General features: G+C 67.3%; 14 protein-coding genes. 8 read left to right on the forward strand and 6 right to left on the reverse strand.

Annotated features, from left to right (window positions below; all coding sequences use genetic code 11):
• Positions 1–25 precede the first annotated feature (25 nt).
• Genes ACLJRM_RS33470 through ACLJRM_RS33490 form a run of 5 tightly spaced genes read left to right on the forward strand, consistent with a single transcriptional unit; the run spans position 26 to position 4,598 of the window.
• On the forward strand, positions 26–1,060 hold the full coding sequence (locus ACLJRM_RS33470; protein ID WP_410665405.1) for a glycosyltransferase: 1,035 nt from the start codon (positions 26–28) through the stop codon (positions 1,058–1,060).
• A complete protein-coding gene (locus ACLJRM_RS33475) occupies positions 1,057–2,073 on the forward strand; it encodes a glycosyl transferase (protein WP_410665351.1) in 1,017 nt (338 codons plus the stop codon). Before ACLJRM_RS33470 ends, ACLJRM_RS33475 begins: the two co-directional genes overlap by 4 nt.
• Positions 2,070–2,930 (forward strand): glycosyltransferase family 2 protein, encoded by an 861-nt coding sequence (locus tag ACLJRM_RS33480; protein ID WP_410665352.1) that lies wholly within the window; start codon positions 2,070–2,072, stop codon positions 2,928–2,930. The genes ACLJRM_RS33475 and ACLJRM_RS33480 overlap by 4 nt, the downstream gene beginning before the upstream one ends.
• 8 nt (positions 2,931–2,938) lie before the next feature.
• Positions 2,939–4,339, forward strand: a complete 1,401-nt coding sequence (locus tag ACLJRM_RS33485) for a UDP-glucose dehydrogenase family protein (RefSeq protein ID WP_410665353.1) — start codon at positions 2,939–2,941, stop codon at positions 4,337–4,339.
• A gap of 13 nt (positions 4,340–4,352) precedes the next feature.
• Complete coding sequence (locus ACLJRM_RS33490; protein WP_410665354.1) at positions 4,353–4,598, forward strand: hypothetical protein; 246 nt, start codon at positions 4,353–4,355, stop codon at positions 4,596–4,598.
• A gap of 320 nt (positions 4,599–4,918) precedes the next feature.
• Here ACLJRM_RS33490 and ACLJRM_RS33495 read toward each other — a convergent pair whose 3' ends face one another.
• The 5 genes from ACLJRM_RS33495 to ACLJRM_RS33515 are packed head-to-tail and all read right to left on the reverse strand — an operon-like array spanning position 4,919 to position 10,088.
• Positions 4,919–6,133 (reverse strand): MFS transporter, encoded by a 1,215-nt coding sequence (locus tag ACLJRM_RS33495; RefSeq protein ID WP_410665355.1) that lies wholly within the window; start codon positions 6,131–6,133, stop codon positions 4,919–4,921.
• Between the two features lie 23 nt (positions 6,134–6,156).
• On the reverse strand, positions 6,157–7,203 hold the full coding sequence (locus ACLJRM_RS33500; protein ID WP_410665356.1) for a GNAT family N-acetyltransferase: 1,047 nt from the start codon (positions 7,201–7,203) through the stop codon (positions 6,157–6,159).
• Positions 7,204–7,225: 22 nt separating this feature from the next.
• Entirely contained in the window at positions 7,226–7,927 is a 702-nt protein-coding gene (locus ACLJRM_RS33505; RefSeq protein ID WP_410665357.1) for a YqcI/YcgG family protein, read from the reverse strand.
• A 9-nt stretch (positions 7,928–7,936) separates the two neighbouring features.
• A complete protein-coding gene (locus tag ACLJRM_RS33510; RefSeq protein WP_410665358.1) occupies positions 7,937–8,776 on the reverse strand; it encodes a class I SAM-dependent methyltransferase in 840 nt (279 codons plus the stop codon).
• 58 nt (positions 8,777–8,834) lie between these two features.
• Positions 8,835–10,088 carry an arginine deiminase family protein gene (locus ACLJRM_RS33515; RefSeq protein WP_410599745.1) on the reverse strand — a complete coding sequence of 418 codons (1,254 nt, stop codon included), beginning with the start codon at positions 10,086–10,088 and terminating at the stop codon, positions 8,835–8,837.
• 495 nt (positions 10,089–10,583) lie between these two features.
• Between ACLJRM_RS33515 and ACLJRM_RS33520 the strand changes: the two genes are divergently transcribed.
• Both ACLJRM_RS33520 and ACLJRM_RS33525 read left to right on the forward strand, forming a co-directional pair.
• Positions 10,584–10,811, forward strand: a complete 228-nt coding sequence (locus tag ACLJRM_RS33520) for a hypothetical protein (protein WP_410665359.1) — start codon at positions 10,584–10,586, stop codon at positions 10,809–10,811.
• 85 nt (positions 10,812–10,896) lie between these two features.
• On the forward strand, positions 10,897–11,595 hold the full coding sequence (locus tag ACLJRM_RS33525) for a GAF and ANTAR domain-containing protein (protein ID WP_410665360.1): 699 nt from the start codon (positions 10,897–10,899) through the stop codon (positions 11,593–11,595).
• Between the two features lie 177 nt (positions 11,596–11,772).
• Here ACLJRM_RS33525 and ACLJRM_RS33530 read toward each other — a convergent pair whose 3' ends face one another.
• The gene (locus ACLJRM_RS33530; RefSeq protein WP_410665361.1) at positions 11,773–12,192 is read right to left on the reverse strand and encodes an OsmC family protein; all 420 of its coding nucleotides are present in this window, start codon (positions 12,190–12,192) and stop codon (positions 11,773–11,775) included.
• A gap of 1,523 nt (positions 12,193–13,715) precedes the next feature.
• Between ACLJRM_RS33530 and tkt the strand changes: the two genes are divergently transcribed.
• Positions 13,716–15,923 carry a transketolase gene (gene tkt / locus ACLJRM_RS33535; RefSeq protein WP_410665362.1) on the forward strand — a complete coding sequence of 736 codons (2,208 nt, stop codon included), beginning with the start codon at positions 13,716–13,718 and terminating at the stop codon, positions 15,921–15,923.
• Positions 15,924–15,960 lie beyond the last annotated feature (37 nt).

Below are 15,960 nucleotides of genomic sequence, written 5' to 3' on the forward strand. Positions count from 1 at the left end.
TGGCGCGAAACTGTCCCTTGGTCTGGTGGCGTCGGCCCGCTATCCCATTCGCGAGCCTTTCGCCGGTGGCCTGGAAGCCCATACGTGGCAGTTGGCGACAGGCCTGCGTGCGCGTGGGCACGAGGTGACCGTCTTCGGTGGAACCGATTCCGACCCGTCTTTGCGAGTGCAGGCGATGCCCGTCCTGCCGGCGTTGTCCGCGCAAGCCCGGCTGGACGTCAGCATGCCCGCCGACTATTTCATCGCAGAGCACCACGCCTATCTCGGTTTGATGCTCGACCTCGGCGCCGCCGGACGATGCGACCTCGTGCACAACAACTCGTTGCACTACCTGCCCATCGCCATGGCCTCGACGCTGCGGACACCGACGCTCACCACCTTGCACACCCCGCCGACGCCGTGGCTGGAATCCGCGGTCCGGTTACGTTCGCCGCGCCACACCAGTTTCGCCGCGGTCAGCGCCCACACCGCCCGGCAGTGGTCTTCGCTCGTTCCCGGGATCACCGTGGTGCGTAACGGAGTAGACCTCGATCAATGGACGCCCGGTGCCGGATCGGGCGTACCCGTGTGGTTCGGCCGGTTCGTGCCGGAGAAGGGCCCGGAACTGGCCATCCAGGCCGCGATGGAGGCCGGTACCGGGCTCCGGCTGGCGGGACCGCTGCCGGACGCGGACTACTTCCACGACCAGATCGAACCGCTGCTGGGGACGGACATCGAGTACCTGGGGCACCTGGCCCACCACGACCTCGTTCACCTCGTCGGTTCCGCCAGTGTCGCTGTCGTGTCACCACGGTGGGAGGAACCGTACGGGTTGGTGGTCGCCGAAGCCCTGGCTTGCGGTACCCCGGTGGCCGGATTCGCGCGGGGAGCCCTCCCTGAAATCCTCGACGACTCCAGCGGCGTCCTGGCCGCTCCCGACGACGTTCCCGGACTGGCCGCCGCCATCGCACGAGCGGCCACCCTGGACCGGGCAGCGGCGCGCGGCCGCGCCGAATCGGTGTGCTCGGTGGACCGGATGGTGGACGAGTACGTGTGCTTGTACCGGGAACTGCTGTCATGATCGCCTTCTACGTCCATCACCACGGTTCCGGACATCTTCATCGGTCCGTCACCATCGCTCGGGCCCTGGGCGCGAAGGCCATCGGGTTGTCCAGTCTTCCCGCGCCTGCCGAGTGGCCCGGTCGATGGACCGTGCTGCCCGGTGACGCCGACGGAGCCGACGAGCTGCACGACGACGTGACCGCGGGGTCCACTTTGCACTGGGTACCGCGGAACCATCGGGGCCTGCGCGATCGTATGGCGCGGATCAGTTCGCTGTTGCGTGACGAAGACGTCCGGCTCCTGGTCTGCGACGTGTCGGTGGAAGTGGCGCTGCTGGCCCGCCTGCACGGCGTGCCGGTGGCGATCGTGGCGCAGCCGGGCCACCGCGTCGACCGGGCCCATCGCACTGCCTACGACCTCGCCGAAGTGATCATCGTGCCGTGGCCGCGGCGACCCGCCCCGGACTGGCCCCCGTCATGGCTCGACAAGACCGTTCACGTCGGTGCGCTGTCGCGGTTCGACCGGCGCCCCGTGGCACCGGAATCCGCGGTACGGAAAGTCCTGCTGCTGTGGGGCACGGGCGGGCTCACGGTGTCCTCGGCCCAGTTGCGGGCGGCCGCGGCGGCCACTCCGGACTGGAGCTGGGACGTCGCCGGTCTCGGCGACGACACAGGGTGCCGGACGCCGAATCTGCGGCACCACGGCTGGGTGGCCGACCCGTGGCCGCTGCTGGGTGACGCCGGCGTCGTGATCACCCACGCCGGGCAGAACGCGCTGGCCGAGGTGGCGGCGGCCAGGCGTGCCGCGGTCGTCATTCCGCAACGTCGTCCTTTCAGTGAACAGCACGCCACGGCTGCCGCGCTCATCCGCGCCAGGCTGGGTGTGGTCGTGCCGTCCTGGCCCGAACCGCGCCGCTGGCCCGCGCTTTTCGCTCGCGCGCGGGCCCGAGGTGGCGACTGGAAGACCTGGTCGAGCGGGGATGGCGCGACGCGGGCAGCGGCCGTGCTGCGGGAATTGGCGGGCGGGAGATGACCGCCCGCCCGAGTACCGCCGTCGTCACCATCGCGGCCGGTCGCGAAGCCCACTTGTCACGGCAACGGGAAGCGCTGGCCGGGGAAGCGGCCGACCTGCAGGTCGTGGTCGGCATGGCGGGACCTCCGGACCTGGGTGACGTCCCTGGCTCGCCACCGGTCGTGTCGACCCTCGTGACAGCGGGAGACGCAGGTCTTCCGCTGGCCGCAGCCCGCAACGCCGGGGCACGCGTGGCCCTCGAACACGGCATCGAACTGCTGGTGTTCCTCGACGTCGACTGCATTCCGGGCCCTGGGGCACTGGCCCGCTACCAAGCCGCGGCCCGGCGGGTACCCCCCGCCACGGTGCTCTGCGGTCCGGTGGCTTATCTGCCGCCTCCGCCGCCGCGGGGGTATCCCGCGGCAGGAGAACTCGCCCGGCTGGCCGAGCCGCATCCGGGCAGACCCGCACCTCGTCCAGGCGAGATCATGCTAGAGCGCGAGCGGTTCGAGCTCTTCTGGTCGTTGTCCTTCGCGACGTCCCGGGAAGATTGGCTTCGCTTCGGTGGCTTCTGCGAGGAGTTCGCCGGATACGGCGCCGAAGACACCGATTTCGCCCTGCGCGCCGCCGATCGCGGCGCGCTGCTGGCGTGGGTCGGTGGGGCCACGGCCTTCCACCAGTACCACCCGCCCAGCAGGCACGAGCCGCGTCATATCCGCGAACTGGTGGCTAACGCCCTTTTGTTCCATCGGCGCCACGGATTCTGGCCGATGACCGACTGGTTGACCGACCTGGACCTGGCCGGGGCCGTCCACTTCGACCCCGAAAGCGGCACCCTCCGGTTGCTTCCCGGGTTCCGAAACCACAATCCGAAATAAGGATAACAATGTCCTCACCGCGCGTCGTCGTCATCGGAACCGGATACGTCGGGCTCACCACGGGCGCCTGCCTGGCCTCACTGGGACACACCGTGGTGTGCGCCGACACCGACCAGGGCAAGGTCGACCGGCTGACCGGCGGCACGGTCGACATCCTCGAACCAGGGTTGGCCGATCTGGTCACCGCGGGTATCGCGAACGGCCGGTTGAGCTGCGTGAGCACCACCGAGCCCTGGTTCGCGCAGTTCCTGGGGCAGGCGGAGATGGTGTTTCTTTGTGTACCGACGCCCATGGGCGCCGGAGGCCTCGCCGATCTCAGCATCCTCGAGTCGGTCGTGAAACAGATCAGCGACGTGCTTCCGCCCGGCTGCACCTTGGTGACCAAGTCCACCGTGCCGGTCGGCACCGCGACACGGCTGACGTGGATCCTGCGCCGCGACGACGTGGCCGTGGTGTCCAATCCGGAATTCCTCCGTGAGGGCACCGCCGTGCGGGACTTCCTCCATCCGGATCGGATCGTGGTCGGTTCGGCGTGCCGGGAAGCGGCCGGACGGGTCGCGGCACTCTACGCGTCGCTGAGCGCTCCGACCGTGCTGACCGACGCCGCTTCCGCCGAGCTGATCAAGTACGCCGCCAACTGTTTCCTGGCCGTGAAGCTGTCCTACGCCAATGCCATCGCCGAGCTCTGCGACCGAGCCGGCGCCGATGTCGTCGACGTCGCCGAAGGCATGGGATACGACCGCCGGATCGGTCAGGAGTTCCTGGCGCCGGGCCCGGGCTGGGGAGGCTCTTGCCTACCGAAAGACACCTCGGCCCTGCTGCAGCTCGCGGACTCCTTGGATTTCGAGTTCCGTCTGGTCCGGGCCGCCATCGACACCAACATCCGCCAGCACAAGCGGGTGGTGGACAAGATCCGCGACGTCGTGACGGGAACCCGTCTCGGTTCGTTGAGTCAGGTGCGGTTGGCGTTGCTGGGGTTGACCTTCAAAGCTGGAACCAACGACCTGCGGGATTCGCCCGCGCTGGCCGTGGCCGCACTGTTGCGCGAGGCCGGTGCCGAGCTGGTGGCTTTCGATCCTGCCGTGCACCCGGGCGACGGCCAGGCAGCCGGTCTCCCGTTTGCCTTGACGGACAACGCCTATCAGGCCGCACGCGGAGTCGACGCGATCGTCGTCCTCACGGAGTGGCCCGAGTTCCGGGAACTGGATTGGCCACGCCTGGCGGCGGCGGTCCGCATCCCCACCGTTGTCGACACCCGCAATTTGCTCGACGCCGATTCCCTCATCCAGGCGGGCTTCAGCTGGACGGGGCTGGGCCGGCCCCCGCACACCGCTCCGAGGACGACCACTTCGGTACGCATCGACGCGGCGCAGACCGGCGCATCCCCTTTTCGCGAAGCACTATTGTGACGAGGGGTCGTGAGTGCCAATTCGGGTTCTAACCCGCAACGCCACTCACGACCGAAAAGCCGCTGGTCCCGGCCGCCGTGAAGGCTACGCCGAACGGCACCTGCACACCGGCCTGTTCGACCTGACCCGGCACGCCTTCGACCGCCGCCTGCCGGTAGACCTGCCCTCAGCCGCCGATCTGGCGCCCGGCGTCCCCGCCCTCACTCCGGGCTGCGACCTGCTCGCCGAACTTGACGAGACCCGAACGGTGCTCTCTTAGAGCATGCCAACGCCAGCGGGACGCCGGCGAGCTCCCCGGCTACGGCCCAGTCCTCGAACCCGAGACCGCCGAGGACCACTCCGCCCACTCGAAGCGCGCCATGGCCCGGCACATCGTCGCGCTCGTGCGGACACAGCTACAACACGATGAGGTTGACCCCCATATGGGATTGACTACTGATTCAACGCCGACCGGATTCGCGTGCGAGGCGGGATGGCTTCGACGCGATCACAGGCGCCGGGTCGCGAACATCGGTAGTCGGCTTCGGCTCCCGCCAGACTTCTTCCGTTGTTGCCGGTCTTGAGACAAGAAGCCGTCCGCTACCTGTTGACGTGACGCTTGCCCTCGGCGGGGAACGGTTGGTGGCTCGATAAAACGGGCAGTCCGCGCTTGCCGGCGCCGTGGGTGAGCAAGGCGGCTGCCGCTCCCATGACGGCGATCCCGGCGAAGCCGAAGAAGACGGTCGACTGCCAGGCTGCCAGAAGTCCGGTTGCGACAAGCGGTCCCGCGACCCAGCCGAGGTCCGAGATCAGGCCGAACCAGCCGAAGGCTTTGCCTTGGGCGCCTTCGTTGACCATCGCGAGGCCGGTGCGCACGCCAACGAAAACGATGGGTTGCAGGCTCATCAGAATCAGGAAACCCGTGACGTAGGCGGGGAAGGTGCCGAACAGTGGTGGAAGGCCGAGTGCGAGGGCTTGCAGGCCGAGCGCCGTGGCGGCGAGCAGCACCGGGGTCCGTTTCCCTGTCAGGTGCCCGGCCAGTGGGGAGACCACGGCGAACACGCCGAGGCCGCAGAAGAACAGGAGCGAGATCGAACGGTCGCCGATGCCCAGTTCGTCGTGGACGAACAGGGGCAGGACCGGCTCGAGCGCGGAGTAGAGGAAGTTGTTGAGCAGGTCGATCAGCCCCAGGCCCGCGACCATGATCCACAGTGTCCGGCGGGGTAGCCGGAGGCTGCCACCTGAGACGGGCGCCGCGGTGTCCCCGCTGTGCGCTGGAGATTTGTGCCGGACGCAGAGCAGCAGTCCGGCGCTGGCCACGGTCAGGACGGTGCCGAGGATGAAGGCCCCGGAGAAGGTCAAGGCCGGGGACAGCAGCGCGACCAGGCCCGGTCCCGCGGTCATGCCGATGACGGCCGCTGATCCGAACCACCCCATCGCCTGGCCCGGACTGGTGCCGGTGGTGCGGGCCAGGTCGGTCACCAGCCGGTACAGCGCAGGCATGCTGAACCCTTCGCCGAGGCCCCACACCAGCCGGCAGACGACCACGCCGGTCGCGGACGTCGTCGCGGCCAGGGCCCCGGTCGCCACCGCCGCGGTCAGCAGGCCCATGATGGCCACCGCCCGCGGTGAGTACCGGTCGGCGGCCCAGCCGCCGAGGGGCTGGACCAGGGCTTTGACCGCGGTGAAGCCGCTGAAGGCCAGCCCGATCATCAAGGCACTCATCCCGTAGTCGTCGCGCAGCGTGGGGACGAAAGGGATCAGGATGGTGTAGGCGACGTTCTGCAGCGAGGCGGTGGCTAGCAGCGCGGTCATCGCCGCACTCGGGAACCGCCGCATCACTGGGCCAGGAACGCGGTGATACGCCGGTCCATCTCGCGCAGCGGAGTCAGGATGTCGTCCGCGGTGTCTCCGAGTGGGTAGGCCAGTGTCGTCAGGACCGTCGGGGTGAAGCCGTGGCGTGTTTTGAACTCGAAGGTGCCCCTGCCGAGGTCGAGTTCGCGGCAGCCGAGGTGCATGGCCAGGGCGATCGTCTCGCGGAGCAGGAAGACATAGGGGTGGTACACCCGCAGCGCCGAGTAGTCGACACCCGCGGCCCAGACCAGCAGGCAGTCGTCGTGGAGGAAGGCGATCGAGCCGGCGAGGATCCTGTCGTCGTGCTCGGCGGTGAGGAGGACGGCGCCGGGCACCTCAACGATCGCCAGGAGGGTTTCGAGGTCGTAGAGCGGCGGGTTCCCGTGCTCCGTCGCCGACTGTTCGCTCAGCGCCAGGAATTCCGCGAGCTTGCCGCGAGCGTCACGGCCCCACCGCCGGTGGAACGTGACTTTCTGTTCGATGGCGCGCCGGTGACGGCGGCGGATGTCGGACCGCGCGGAGCGGCCCAGCGTGGCCATGAACTCGTCCTCCGAATCGGGCAGTACCGCGCGGCAAGTGGCGTCGAGCCGTATTTCCGCCGGTGACCGGCGCGCCGACCGCAGGTGGTCGAGGACCGGACCGGGTTCGAGGTTGGTGACCAGCAGGAGGGGGCATCCCCACTCCGTCGCCTGGTCGAATGCCTCGTCCACCACTTTGACCGCGTCCGGTTCGGTGAGGCGGTTGAGGGGACTGGAAATCGCGTACACGCTGGAAAGGAACGCGACGTTCCCGGGCAGCACGTCCGCCATGCCGGCGTCGTCTTCGTAGCCTCGCCACAGCGCGGACCCGCCGAGCCGGTACAGCGGGACGCCGGTCACCTCGTCGTGGTCGTCCAGTCCCGTCAGGACGCGGTCCGCGAGAGCGGGCTCGACCGTCGCGTTCTGCCACGCGTCGTGCCAAGACGGATCGGCGAAGACCGCTCCGCAGGACCGGGTGGTGGCGGCTTCGGGCTGCGGAGCGGTCTTCGTCATCGACGTGCCCTTTCTGTTCTGATCAGGCGGTGTGCAGGGGGCATGTGCGGGGAAGGGGATCGTTGCCGTCAGGCAGGGCGTACTGCTTCCATTCCCGCATCTGGGGATCGCCATAGGCGAGGAACTCCAGATCCGGGTGGGGCGGTATGTCGTCCCAGCGGCGCACGCGGTCGTAGATCCGCGTGCGGATGGCTTCACCGCCGGGGTCCTGCCGTTCGACCCCGGCGAAGATGCGCCGTGGCTGGAAGCACAGTGCGAAGTGGCTGCCCACCCCGCGGCTGCGTCGGTGCCGATAGCCGGGGATGCTGGGAAAGACGAACATCGGTTCCCCGGCGAAACAGAACTCCCACGCCGCGTCGTCGGGATCGCGCGGGACGTCCGCGGGCCAGGGTGCCGGATCGTGCTCGTGCAGCCACTGCAGCGTGTTCCAGAACCGCTGCTCGTCGGTGTCCAGGTCCGTCGTCTCGTCGAAGAAGACGGTCAGGACGTGCCGGTTACGCGGTGCTGTCCGGGACACCTCGGCGAAGCGAGCCAGCGTCGACGGCAGGGATGTCAGATCGTCTCCGACGACGAAGCTGTACCGCAGATGCCCCTGGCGCTCGGCCTGCCCGGCGAAGTAGCACGGATATTCGGGATCGAGCAGCACGCCCACGAACTCGGCGTGTGCGTCCTCGACCCAGCGCGGGGCATCGTGGTGCGCGATGTCTTCACCGGTCAACAGCATGTCATCTGCTCACAGCGGCTTCGCGGCTTCGACGAGCAGGTGGTAGCCGAGATGGTTGAACGGCGGGACGTCGGACAGCGTGGCTTCCAGTGTCTGCACGACCGAACGAATGCCCTTGTCCGCGAGCACCTGCTCGGCGAGCCACACGCTGATCGGGGAGTTCCCCTTCAGATGCGTCACACTCATGCCCGCGCGGGCGAACAGCAGGGAGAGCTCGTCCGGCGTGAAGCTGAACCACGGGGCGCGCAGCTCTTCGCCCGCCTGGGTCTGCGTGAAGATCAGTTCCTTGTTCTCGACGTCGGTGACGTCGACTTCGGCGAACCGGTCACCGCTGAACATTCGCTCGAAGACGCCGTTTTTCACGCACAGCAGCATTCGGCCCCCCGGCTTGAGGACACGAGCGATCTCACTGAAGACACTCTGCCGATCGGACAACGGGATATGCATCAGCGCAAGCATGCTGGTGACGACGTCGAACGAATTGTCAGGGAACGGCAACGAGGCCATATCGCCCTGGCGGAAGTCGATGTCGACTCCTGCGGCTTTGGCCTTGGTGCGTGCTTGGTCGAGCATCGCCGCGGTGAGATCGAGCCCGGTCATACGCGCCCCCGCCAGGGCGAGCGGAATGGTGAACCTACCGGTGCCACAGCCCATGTCCAGCACTTTTGTGCCGGAATGAACCTTCGCCATGAGGAAACGCATCTCCGAATCGGTGAACATGTCGTCGGCGTGCCCCACGCCCGGGATGCGCTCGTCGTATTCCGCCGCGAGCTGCTCGTATACGTCCTGCACGGTCTGCTTGCCGATGGCGGCATCGGCGGCATCGCTGCGTTCGTACAAAGTGGTCATCATCGATCTCCTCTGTGTTACATCGGCGACGGCCAGATGCCGCCGCCTACGGTTGGTTTCAGTCCCGGAGAACCGGGCACGACATGCAGTGCGGCCCGCCACGGCCGCGAGCCAGTTCGCCACTGGGCAGGGTCAACACCTCGAAGCCGGCCTTCTCGAGCGCGTCGTTGGAGTAGCGGTTACGGTCGTAGGCCACGACGACGCCCGGGCGGATCGCCAGGACGTTGGCGCCGTCGGCCCACTGTTCCCGGCGTCGCGTGAACAGGTCGCCCGCGGCCGAGACCTGCCGCACAGCCGGCACACCGAGCAGGCCCGCCAATTCGGCGAACAAGTCGTCCACGGCGGTAAGCGCCACGTCACCGTCCCGGTCCAGCCGGACACGAAAGACCGCCAAAGACGCGATGTGCTCACCGCTGACCAGGAACGTGTCCCAGTCCACCATCGTCATTACGGTGTCGAGATGCATGGTGCTGCGGGCCTCCGGCAGCCTGACGAGCAGCGCGGATTCGGCTTGGCCTTGAGTCAGGAGTTCCCGGGCGAGTTCGGTGGCACCGGCGGCCGACGTGCGGCAGCTCACACCGATCAGAACGCAGCCGTTCCCGGCGACCAGTACATCCCCGCCTTCGACTGCCGGGCCTGGCTCCGGCCCGGATCTCAGCGTTCGGGCACCGGCTCGCTGCCATGCATGGGCGACATACTGTGCTTCACGTCGCCGGACGCCAGTCGCGAAACGAGTGCCGACCAACGTGGTGCCTACCCACGTGCCACTGTCGCGTACGAACACCGCGTTCGGCAACGGGTCCACGACGTAGTGCTGGGCGAGGTCGGCTGGTCCGGGCACCGCACCTCTGGCGTTGTCGAACTCCTCCTGAGTGAGGCCTGACAACAGAATCTCGCACATGTCGAAGGGCGAAAGCTGTGTCAAGTACTCGCGGACCTGGCCGACGACCCGTGTCCCGTGGGTTTCGCTGCTGATACAGAGATCAGTCCACGCCTGGATCGTGTCATCATAGGTCAGGCTGTTCTCCAAGAGATCGCGGAGCTCGACAATCTCGACACCTCCGGCTTCGATAATCGAGCGAAAATGGTCATGCTCCGCCTGTGCTGCCGTCAGCCACGGTACATCGTCGAACAGCTGGGAATCACGATTTTCGGGAACTATCCGATCGAGCTCTCTCCCTGGGCGATGCAGAACCACTCGTCGTAATTGTCCCACTTCTGAGTGGATCCCGACCTTGCCGTTCCACGCAACAGTTTCAGTTGTCGTAGATCCACATTGCCGGTCATTCGGAATCCTTTTGTCGATCCACATTCTGCGTCCCCCGATTTTGTCGTGTAGTGCGGGCTACCCGGGGCAAAAGAGGGCAAACTTGCGAAAATGGGCTCTACACGGTTGGCGTAGCCCGAGGCGAACAAGCCACCGTCCGCGGCTTGTTGAAGAGGAAGTCAGAGTTAATGTTCGTAGGCGCGCCGGAGGTGATCTGAAGGCACCCCTCGCCGCGTTTCATGCGGTGGTGGAGGCTTCGGCCTGGTCAGACGTGGTTCAGCACAACTTGCCAGTTGTTCCTGTCTCGGTGTTCACTGCCAGTGAGCAGGAACTGGTGGGCTGCCTTCTGCGGTAGGAGATCGCTGCTCGCGATCGCGCGGAACGTGAGGCGGGCAAGGCGGCCATAGGGCAGGAATGCTCGGGGCGCCGGATTCGCCGGCTACATGGCCCTGCTCTTTCCTGTCGATGACTCTGTGGTTGGGCCTTGCCGACGGACTCGTGGGGACCGTGTGGGGATTGCGAGCGCCGACGCTACTCGGTGTGCCGATTCTGCTCAGGGCCGCGCTGGTCGGCTGCCACGCGGTTGCCGCATTCGACGACGAAGAGGGCTGGTCACCGAACGGAGACACTCGGGCATTCGGTGAGCGAGCGTCGTGCCCGTTTGACAGCGCGCTCACTGCGGCGGTTACGGCGCACGATCGCCTGGTCCTGGGAGCTATCCGTGTTTTCGGGCGGATCAACGTGGGCACTTTCATGGTGCGGCCGTGACCTCGGGGCGAGTGGGACCGCGGGCCAGAGGCGACGTCCAGGCTCGCTACGGTGATCCGATCGCGGTGGATGGAGGAGGCAGCCGGTGAACGAGCAGGAGCAGGCAGTCGGGAGAACCGTGGGCGCCGTGCTTGGCGGGATCGCTCGCACGCTGCAGTCGGAGCCCGATGTCGAGTCCACCCTCGCGGCGATCGTGAAAGGCGCCGTCGACCATGTCGGTGGCGCCGAGTACGCCGGAATCTCCTTGGTCGAGCGCGGGCGCAAGGTCCGCACCGTCGCGCCCACCGACGGCCTCGTCGCCACGATCGACGAGGTGCAATACCGTACCGGTCAAGGCCCGTGTCTCGACGCCATCGCCGAACATCAGGTGTTCCGCATCAGCGACCTGACCACGGAGAAACGCTGGCCCACGTTCACGTCGAAGGCGGCCGCGATCGGGGTCCGTTCGATGCTGTCCTTCCGGCTGTTCGTCAGCGAGACCACACTCGGCTCGCTTAACCTCTACGCCCGCGCACGGGACGTGTTCGACGATCAGGCCGCCGACGACGGCCTGATGTTCGCGACTCACGCCGCGATCGCGCTCGCCGGTGCGCAGACCGAAGAACGCCTGCACGTCGCTCTGGAGCGCCGTGACGTGATCGGAACGGCCAAGGGCATCCTGATGCAACGCCACAATGTCGACGCGGTACAGGCGTTCGCGATGCTTGTCGACGCGTCCCAAGCCACCAACGTGAAGCTCTACGAGGTGGCCCTGTGGCTGGTCGGGCACCGCGGCGAGGTTTGACCGCGGACGCCGCGACTGCCGCAGCCTGCGTCCGGGTGCGTAGTAGCGGTGGTTCGCCCGAGTGCAGGGTGTGGCCAGCGTTGTCCGTGTTTCAGGAGCATGCCGTACCCGCGTAGGTCCGTTGATTTCGGCCGCGCGTGCCTTCTCCGTCTCGGCGCTCGAAGACAGAAACGAACCTCAGCCGTCGCCACTCGGCAACGGGGATGCTTCGTCTTCGAGGTTCACGGGCCAGCCGTTGACCAGCGGACAGTGGATCACTGCCTGGTCCAGAACGCTCTGCCGCCGCGTTTGCGGAATCTCTGGCAGCGACACGGAAAGCCGCGCGTCGACGCTGTAGTCCAGTCCGGTCTCGTGAATCAGCTTGACCTGTCCGCGGACGACGCTGCCTGTGGTGTCAAGATCGCTGGTGGACGCGACCACGACCACCGCTTGATGCAGACACGTGGCCAGCGCCGCGGCATACAGCCGCTCCGGGTTCCAGCCGTCGCCCGAACCGTCCTGATCATCGGCCATCGAAAGCCCGCCCGGCCCGGCACCTGGCCCACTGGCCTCGCCGCCCTGGGAAATCGCTTCCGCGTTCCTGATCGCCATTGCCATCGCTACCCGCCTTTGATCGACTTCGCAACGTTTTGCGGGTACCCGCAGGGGCAGGGTTAAACCTCCTCACGAAGGGCTGCTGAGCGGGGGCTGTCCTGGTGGAACTCCCGGCCGGGCGATGCGGAGACGTCGCTGCCCCAGGTTCGGCGTCAACCAGGTTTCAGGGGTCTTGCCTGGGTAAACCGATGCGCAATCAATTCATTCGTCGAAGATTCTCGGTCGCGAGACTGTAAAAAGAAGCCAGGGGAAGCTACGGTGTGAAGGTGCGAGGTTGATCTCAGCTTCGCGCTTGTCACAACAGTCCCGCCCGCGGCACCCTGGTCCCGGCTTCGCGTGCGACCCGTCGATGCGCCCGCGAGTCCCTTCGTCCTAGCGAAGGCTCGCTCGCAGGCTGTGTCAGGGCTGTGCCAACTGTTCCGGCGACTATGTCCAAGCCTTCGTTCCGCTGCCCGCACGAGTCTTCCGGTGCACGTACTCCACCGGCCTGCTGATCCTTGCGGAGCATGCGATTGCCCGTGTATTCGATTCTGTCCGATGCGTACAGAGTGCCCTAGGCGTCGATCGTGTCTGTTTCGCCGGTGATCGTCCGTCTCGGCCACAGGTATGCGGCGGTCAAGACTGAACACGGAGAACCTTGTGGTCACGAGAATCATGATCAACCGCGACAGCGCTGCCATCGAATGCGAGGTATGCGGTTACGTCACTGTACACGTGGCGCGGCTCGTCACCGACACGGGTGTCGAGGTGGGAAAGACTCTCGTCTGCCTGTTCTGTCGCCGTCACCGCGCCCCCGACAACGTACGGTCCCATCAGGTACTCAATGAGACCGGGTGATTGCGCATGCTGCACGCGGAACCAGAAATGACGTCATTCCACCGATAACCGTCAGCCAGGTGGAAGTGGTCCTCGTCTGCTCGGGATCACGGTTGGTGAAGCCGTCGCTGATGGTTCGATGCGTGTGCTCGTATGACCTGCCCCGCGCAGCAGGTGCCAGGACTCCGGCGGTCGTCCGGAAACTCGAAATACGCAACGGTCGCGAATCGGCTTGTCGTGGCCGGGCAAGGGTGTCTCGATATCGGAACAACTTGTGCGCCGTGCCGACAAACTACATTCTCCTGTCCGGGCTGTCCTTGTCGAGGTGTGCACAACCTTTCGGCAGCCTCGACGGGCCCGTGGTGGTCACGCTGTCCCCCCGGCATCGACCGCTACGCAGATCGGCCGGTCCCGTTCCAGAGGAGCGCCTCCTGTCGGGACGGGATCGGCCGAGTCATCGTTGATCAAGCGCGACCACCCCGGCCGCGTCCAGTAACTCGGCGCCGCTGGCCGTTATCGAAGTCGGCTATCTGACCAACGATGAGGATCGCGAACTCCGGGACCTAAACCGCCGACGACATCCTCCGGCACGAAGCGGGCTAAGGGGCGGTTGGGTTTGAGGCCGCCAGGTCTCGGCTACCCCGGACGAGTACAGCCTCAATGGACGCCCCGGACCCGGCGACTCACGCATCCGGGAAGGACCCGTCTCCATGACACGTTCGGCCACCACCCCCGTCCGCCGCGATCCGTCGCTCGCCCCGCCCGTCGCCGATGCCGCAGGGTGGACTGACGCGGATGTCCGCGCGGTGGACACGGTCCGGGTCCTGGCGGCCGACGCGGTCCAACGGGCGGGCAACGGCCACCCCGGCACCGCGATGAGCCTCGCGCCTCTCGCGTACGTGCTCTTCCAGCAGGTCATGCGGCACGACCCAGCCGACGACCAGTGGCTCGGACGGGACCGGTTCGTTCTGTCCTGCGGTCATTCGAGCCTGACGCTCTACCTGCAGCTCTATCTGTGCGGTTACGGCCTGGAACTGTCCGATCTGGCCGCGCTGCGCACCTGGGACTCCGCCACGCCCGGGCACCCCGAGTACCAGCACACCCGCGGCGTGGAGATCACCACCGGCCCGCTCGGACAAGGGTTCGCCAGTGCCGTGGGCATGGCACTCGCCGCGCGCCGGGAGCGTGGACTGCTCGACCCGGACGCGCCGGCGGGGGAAAGCCCGTTCGACCACCACGTGTACGTCGTCGCGTCCGACGGCGACCTGATGGAGGGGGTCACCGCCGAGGCCGCCTCGCTGGCGGGGCACCAGGAACTCGGAAACCTCGTGGCGTTCTACGACGCGAACCACATCTCCATCGAGGACGACATCGACATCTCCTTCAGCGAAGATGTCCCTGCCCGGTACGCCGCCTACGGCTGGCACGTGCAGACCGTGGACTGGACCGGCTCCGGCCGGTACATCGAGGACGTGGACGCGGTCCTCGCCGCCACGCATGCGGCCAGGGCGGAGACGGGCAAACCATCGCTCATCGTGTTGCGCACCATCATCGGCTGGCCCGCGCCGACCAAACAGAACACCGGCGCGGCTCACGGTTCGGCACTCGGCGATGAGGAGATCGCCGCCACCAAGACCCTCCTGGGTTTCGACCCGACGGAGAGTTTCGTGGTGGAGGACGCGGTGCTCGCCCACGCCCGCGAAGTCGGTGATCGTGGCCGGGCCATCCACGAACACTGGCAGGGCCGCTACCTGGAATGGCGTGCCGCCGATCCGGGTCGCGCCGCGCTGCTGGACCGGCTGCGGGAGGAAAAGCTTCCCGACGGCTGGATCGACGCCCTGCCCAGCTTCCCCGCGGACGAGAAGGGAATGGCCACGCGAAAGGCGTCCGGGCAGATCCTCACGGCCCTCGCGCCGGTGCTCCCCGAGCTGTGGGGCGGCTCGGCGGATCTGGCCGTCAGCAACAACACCACGATGGAGGACGAGCCGTCGTTCGTCCCCACGGGCAAACAGACCGCGCAGTGGCGGGGTGGTCCTTACGGCCGCACCCTGCACTTCGGGATCCGCGAGCACGCCATGGCCGCCATCCTCAACGGCATCGCGCTGCAGAGTCTGACCCGGCCTTACGGTGGCACCTTCCTGGTCTTCAGCGACTATCAGCGGCCCGCGATCCGGCTGGCTGCGCTCATGCGGCTCCCTGTCACCTATGTGTGGACCCACGACTCGATCGGTCTGGGGGAGGACGGCCCGACCCACCAGCCCGTCGAACACCTCGCCACGCTCCGCGCTATCCCCGGATTGGACTTGGTGCGCCCTGGCGATGCGAACGAGACGGCCGTCTGCTGGCGCCGGATCCTGGAGAACCGGGACCGCCCCGCAGGGCTTGCCCTTACCCGGCAAAACGTCCCAGTCGTCGAACGCGGTCCCGGTGGCCTCGCTTCGGCCGAGGGCGCCGCCCGCGGAGGTTACATTCTTGCCTGCACCGGAAACCCGGACGTGATACTGGTCGCGACCGGCTCGGAGGTCCAGATCGCCCTCGACGCCCGGAAACTGCTCGCCGACGACGGCGTCAACGCCCGTGTGGTGTCGATGCCTTGCCGCGAGTGGTTCGCCACGCAGGAGCTGTCCTATCAGGACGAAGTGCTGCCACCGACGGTGCGGGCGCGCGTGAGCGTCGAGGCGGCGATCGCCCAAGGCTGGCGTGACGTCGTCGGGGACGCGGGCCGAACCGTCTCACTGGAACACTTCGGGGCTTCTGCCGACTACCAGAGGCTCTACGACGAGTTCGGGATCACGCCCGCGTCCGTCGTGACCGCGGCGCACGACAGCCTGAGCGACGCGGCGGGGCCGACCCGTCCCGGCGGCGCACAGCAGACCTCGGCGCCGGTCACCGGTGGCACCGGCGACCGCCCCGCCTGACCCGCGGCTGAACGAGCCGACGGACCGGCGGGTCGCC

Origin of the sequence: Amycolatopsis sp. lyj-84 (assembly GCF_046549075.1) — a bacterium.
Lineage (GTDB): Bacteria > Actinomycetota > Actinomycetes > Mycobacteriales > Pseudonocardiaceae > Amycolatopsis.

Bases quoted from the DNA above. Each gene is read 5' to 3' on its own strand.
- ACLJRM_RS33475 (WP_410665351.1), top strand. From the start codon at position 1,057: ATGATCGCCTTCTACGTCCATCACCACGGTTCCGGACATCTTCATCGG.
- ACLJRM_RS33485 (WP_410665353.1), top strand. From the start codon at position 2,939: ATGTCCTCACCGCGCGTCGTCGTCATCGGAACCGGATACGTCGGGCTC.
- tkt (WP_410665362.1), top strand. From the start codon at position 13,716: ATGACACGTTCGGCCACCACCCCCGTCCGCCGCGATCCGTCGCTCGCC.
- ACLJRM_RS33505 (WP_410665357.1), bottom strand. From the start codon at position 7,927: ATGCTGTTGACCGGTGAAGACATCGCGCACCACGATGCCCCGCGCTGG.
- ACLJRM_RS33480 (WP_410665352.1), top strand. From the start codon at position 2,070: ATGACCGCCCGCCCGAGTACCGCCGTCGTCACCATCGCGGCCGGTCGC.
- ACLJRM_RS33530 (WP_410665361.1), bottom strand. From the start codon at position 12,192: ATGGCAATGGCGATCAGGAACGCGGAAGCGATTTCCCAGGGCGGCGAG.
- ACLJRM_RS33495 (WP_410665355.1), bottom strand. From the start codon at position 6,133: ATGACCGCGCTGCTAGCCACCGCCTCGCTGCAGAACGTCGCCTACACC.
- ACLJRM_RS33515 (WP_410599745.1), bottom strand. From the start codon at position 10,088: ATGTGGATCGACAAAAGGATTCCGAATGACCGGCAATGTGGATCTACG.
- ACLJRM_RS33500 (WP_410665356.1), bottom strand. From the start codon at position 7,203: ATGACGAAGACCGCTCCGCAGCCCGAAGCCGCCACCACCCGGTCCTGC.
- ACLJRM_RS33510 (WP_410665358.1), bottom strand. From the start codon at position 8,776: ATGACCACTTTGTACGAACGCAGCGATGCCGCCGATGCCGCCATCGGC.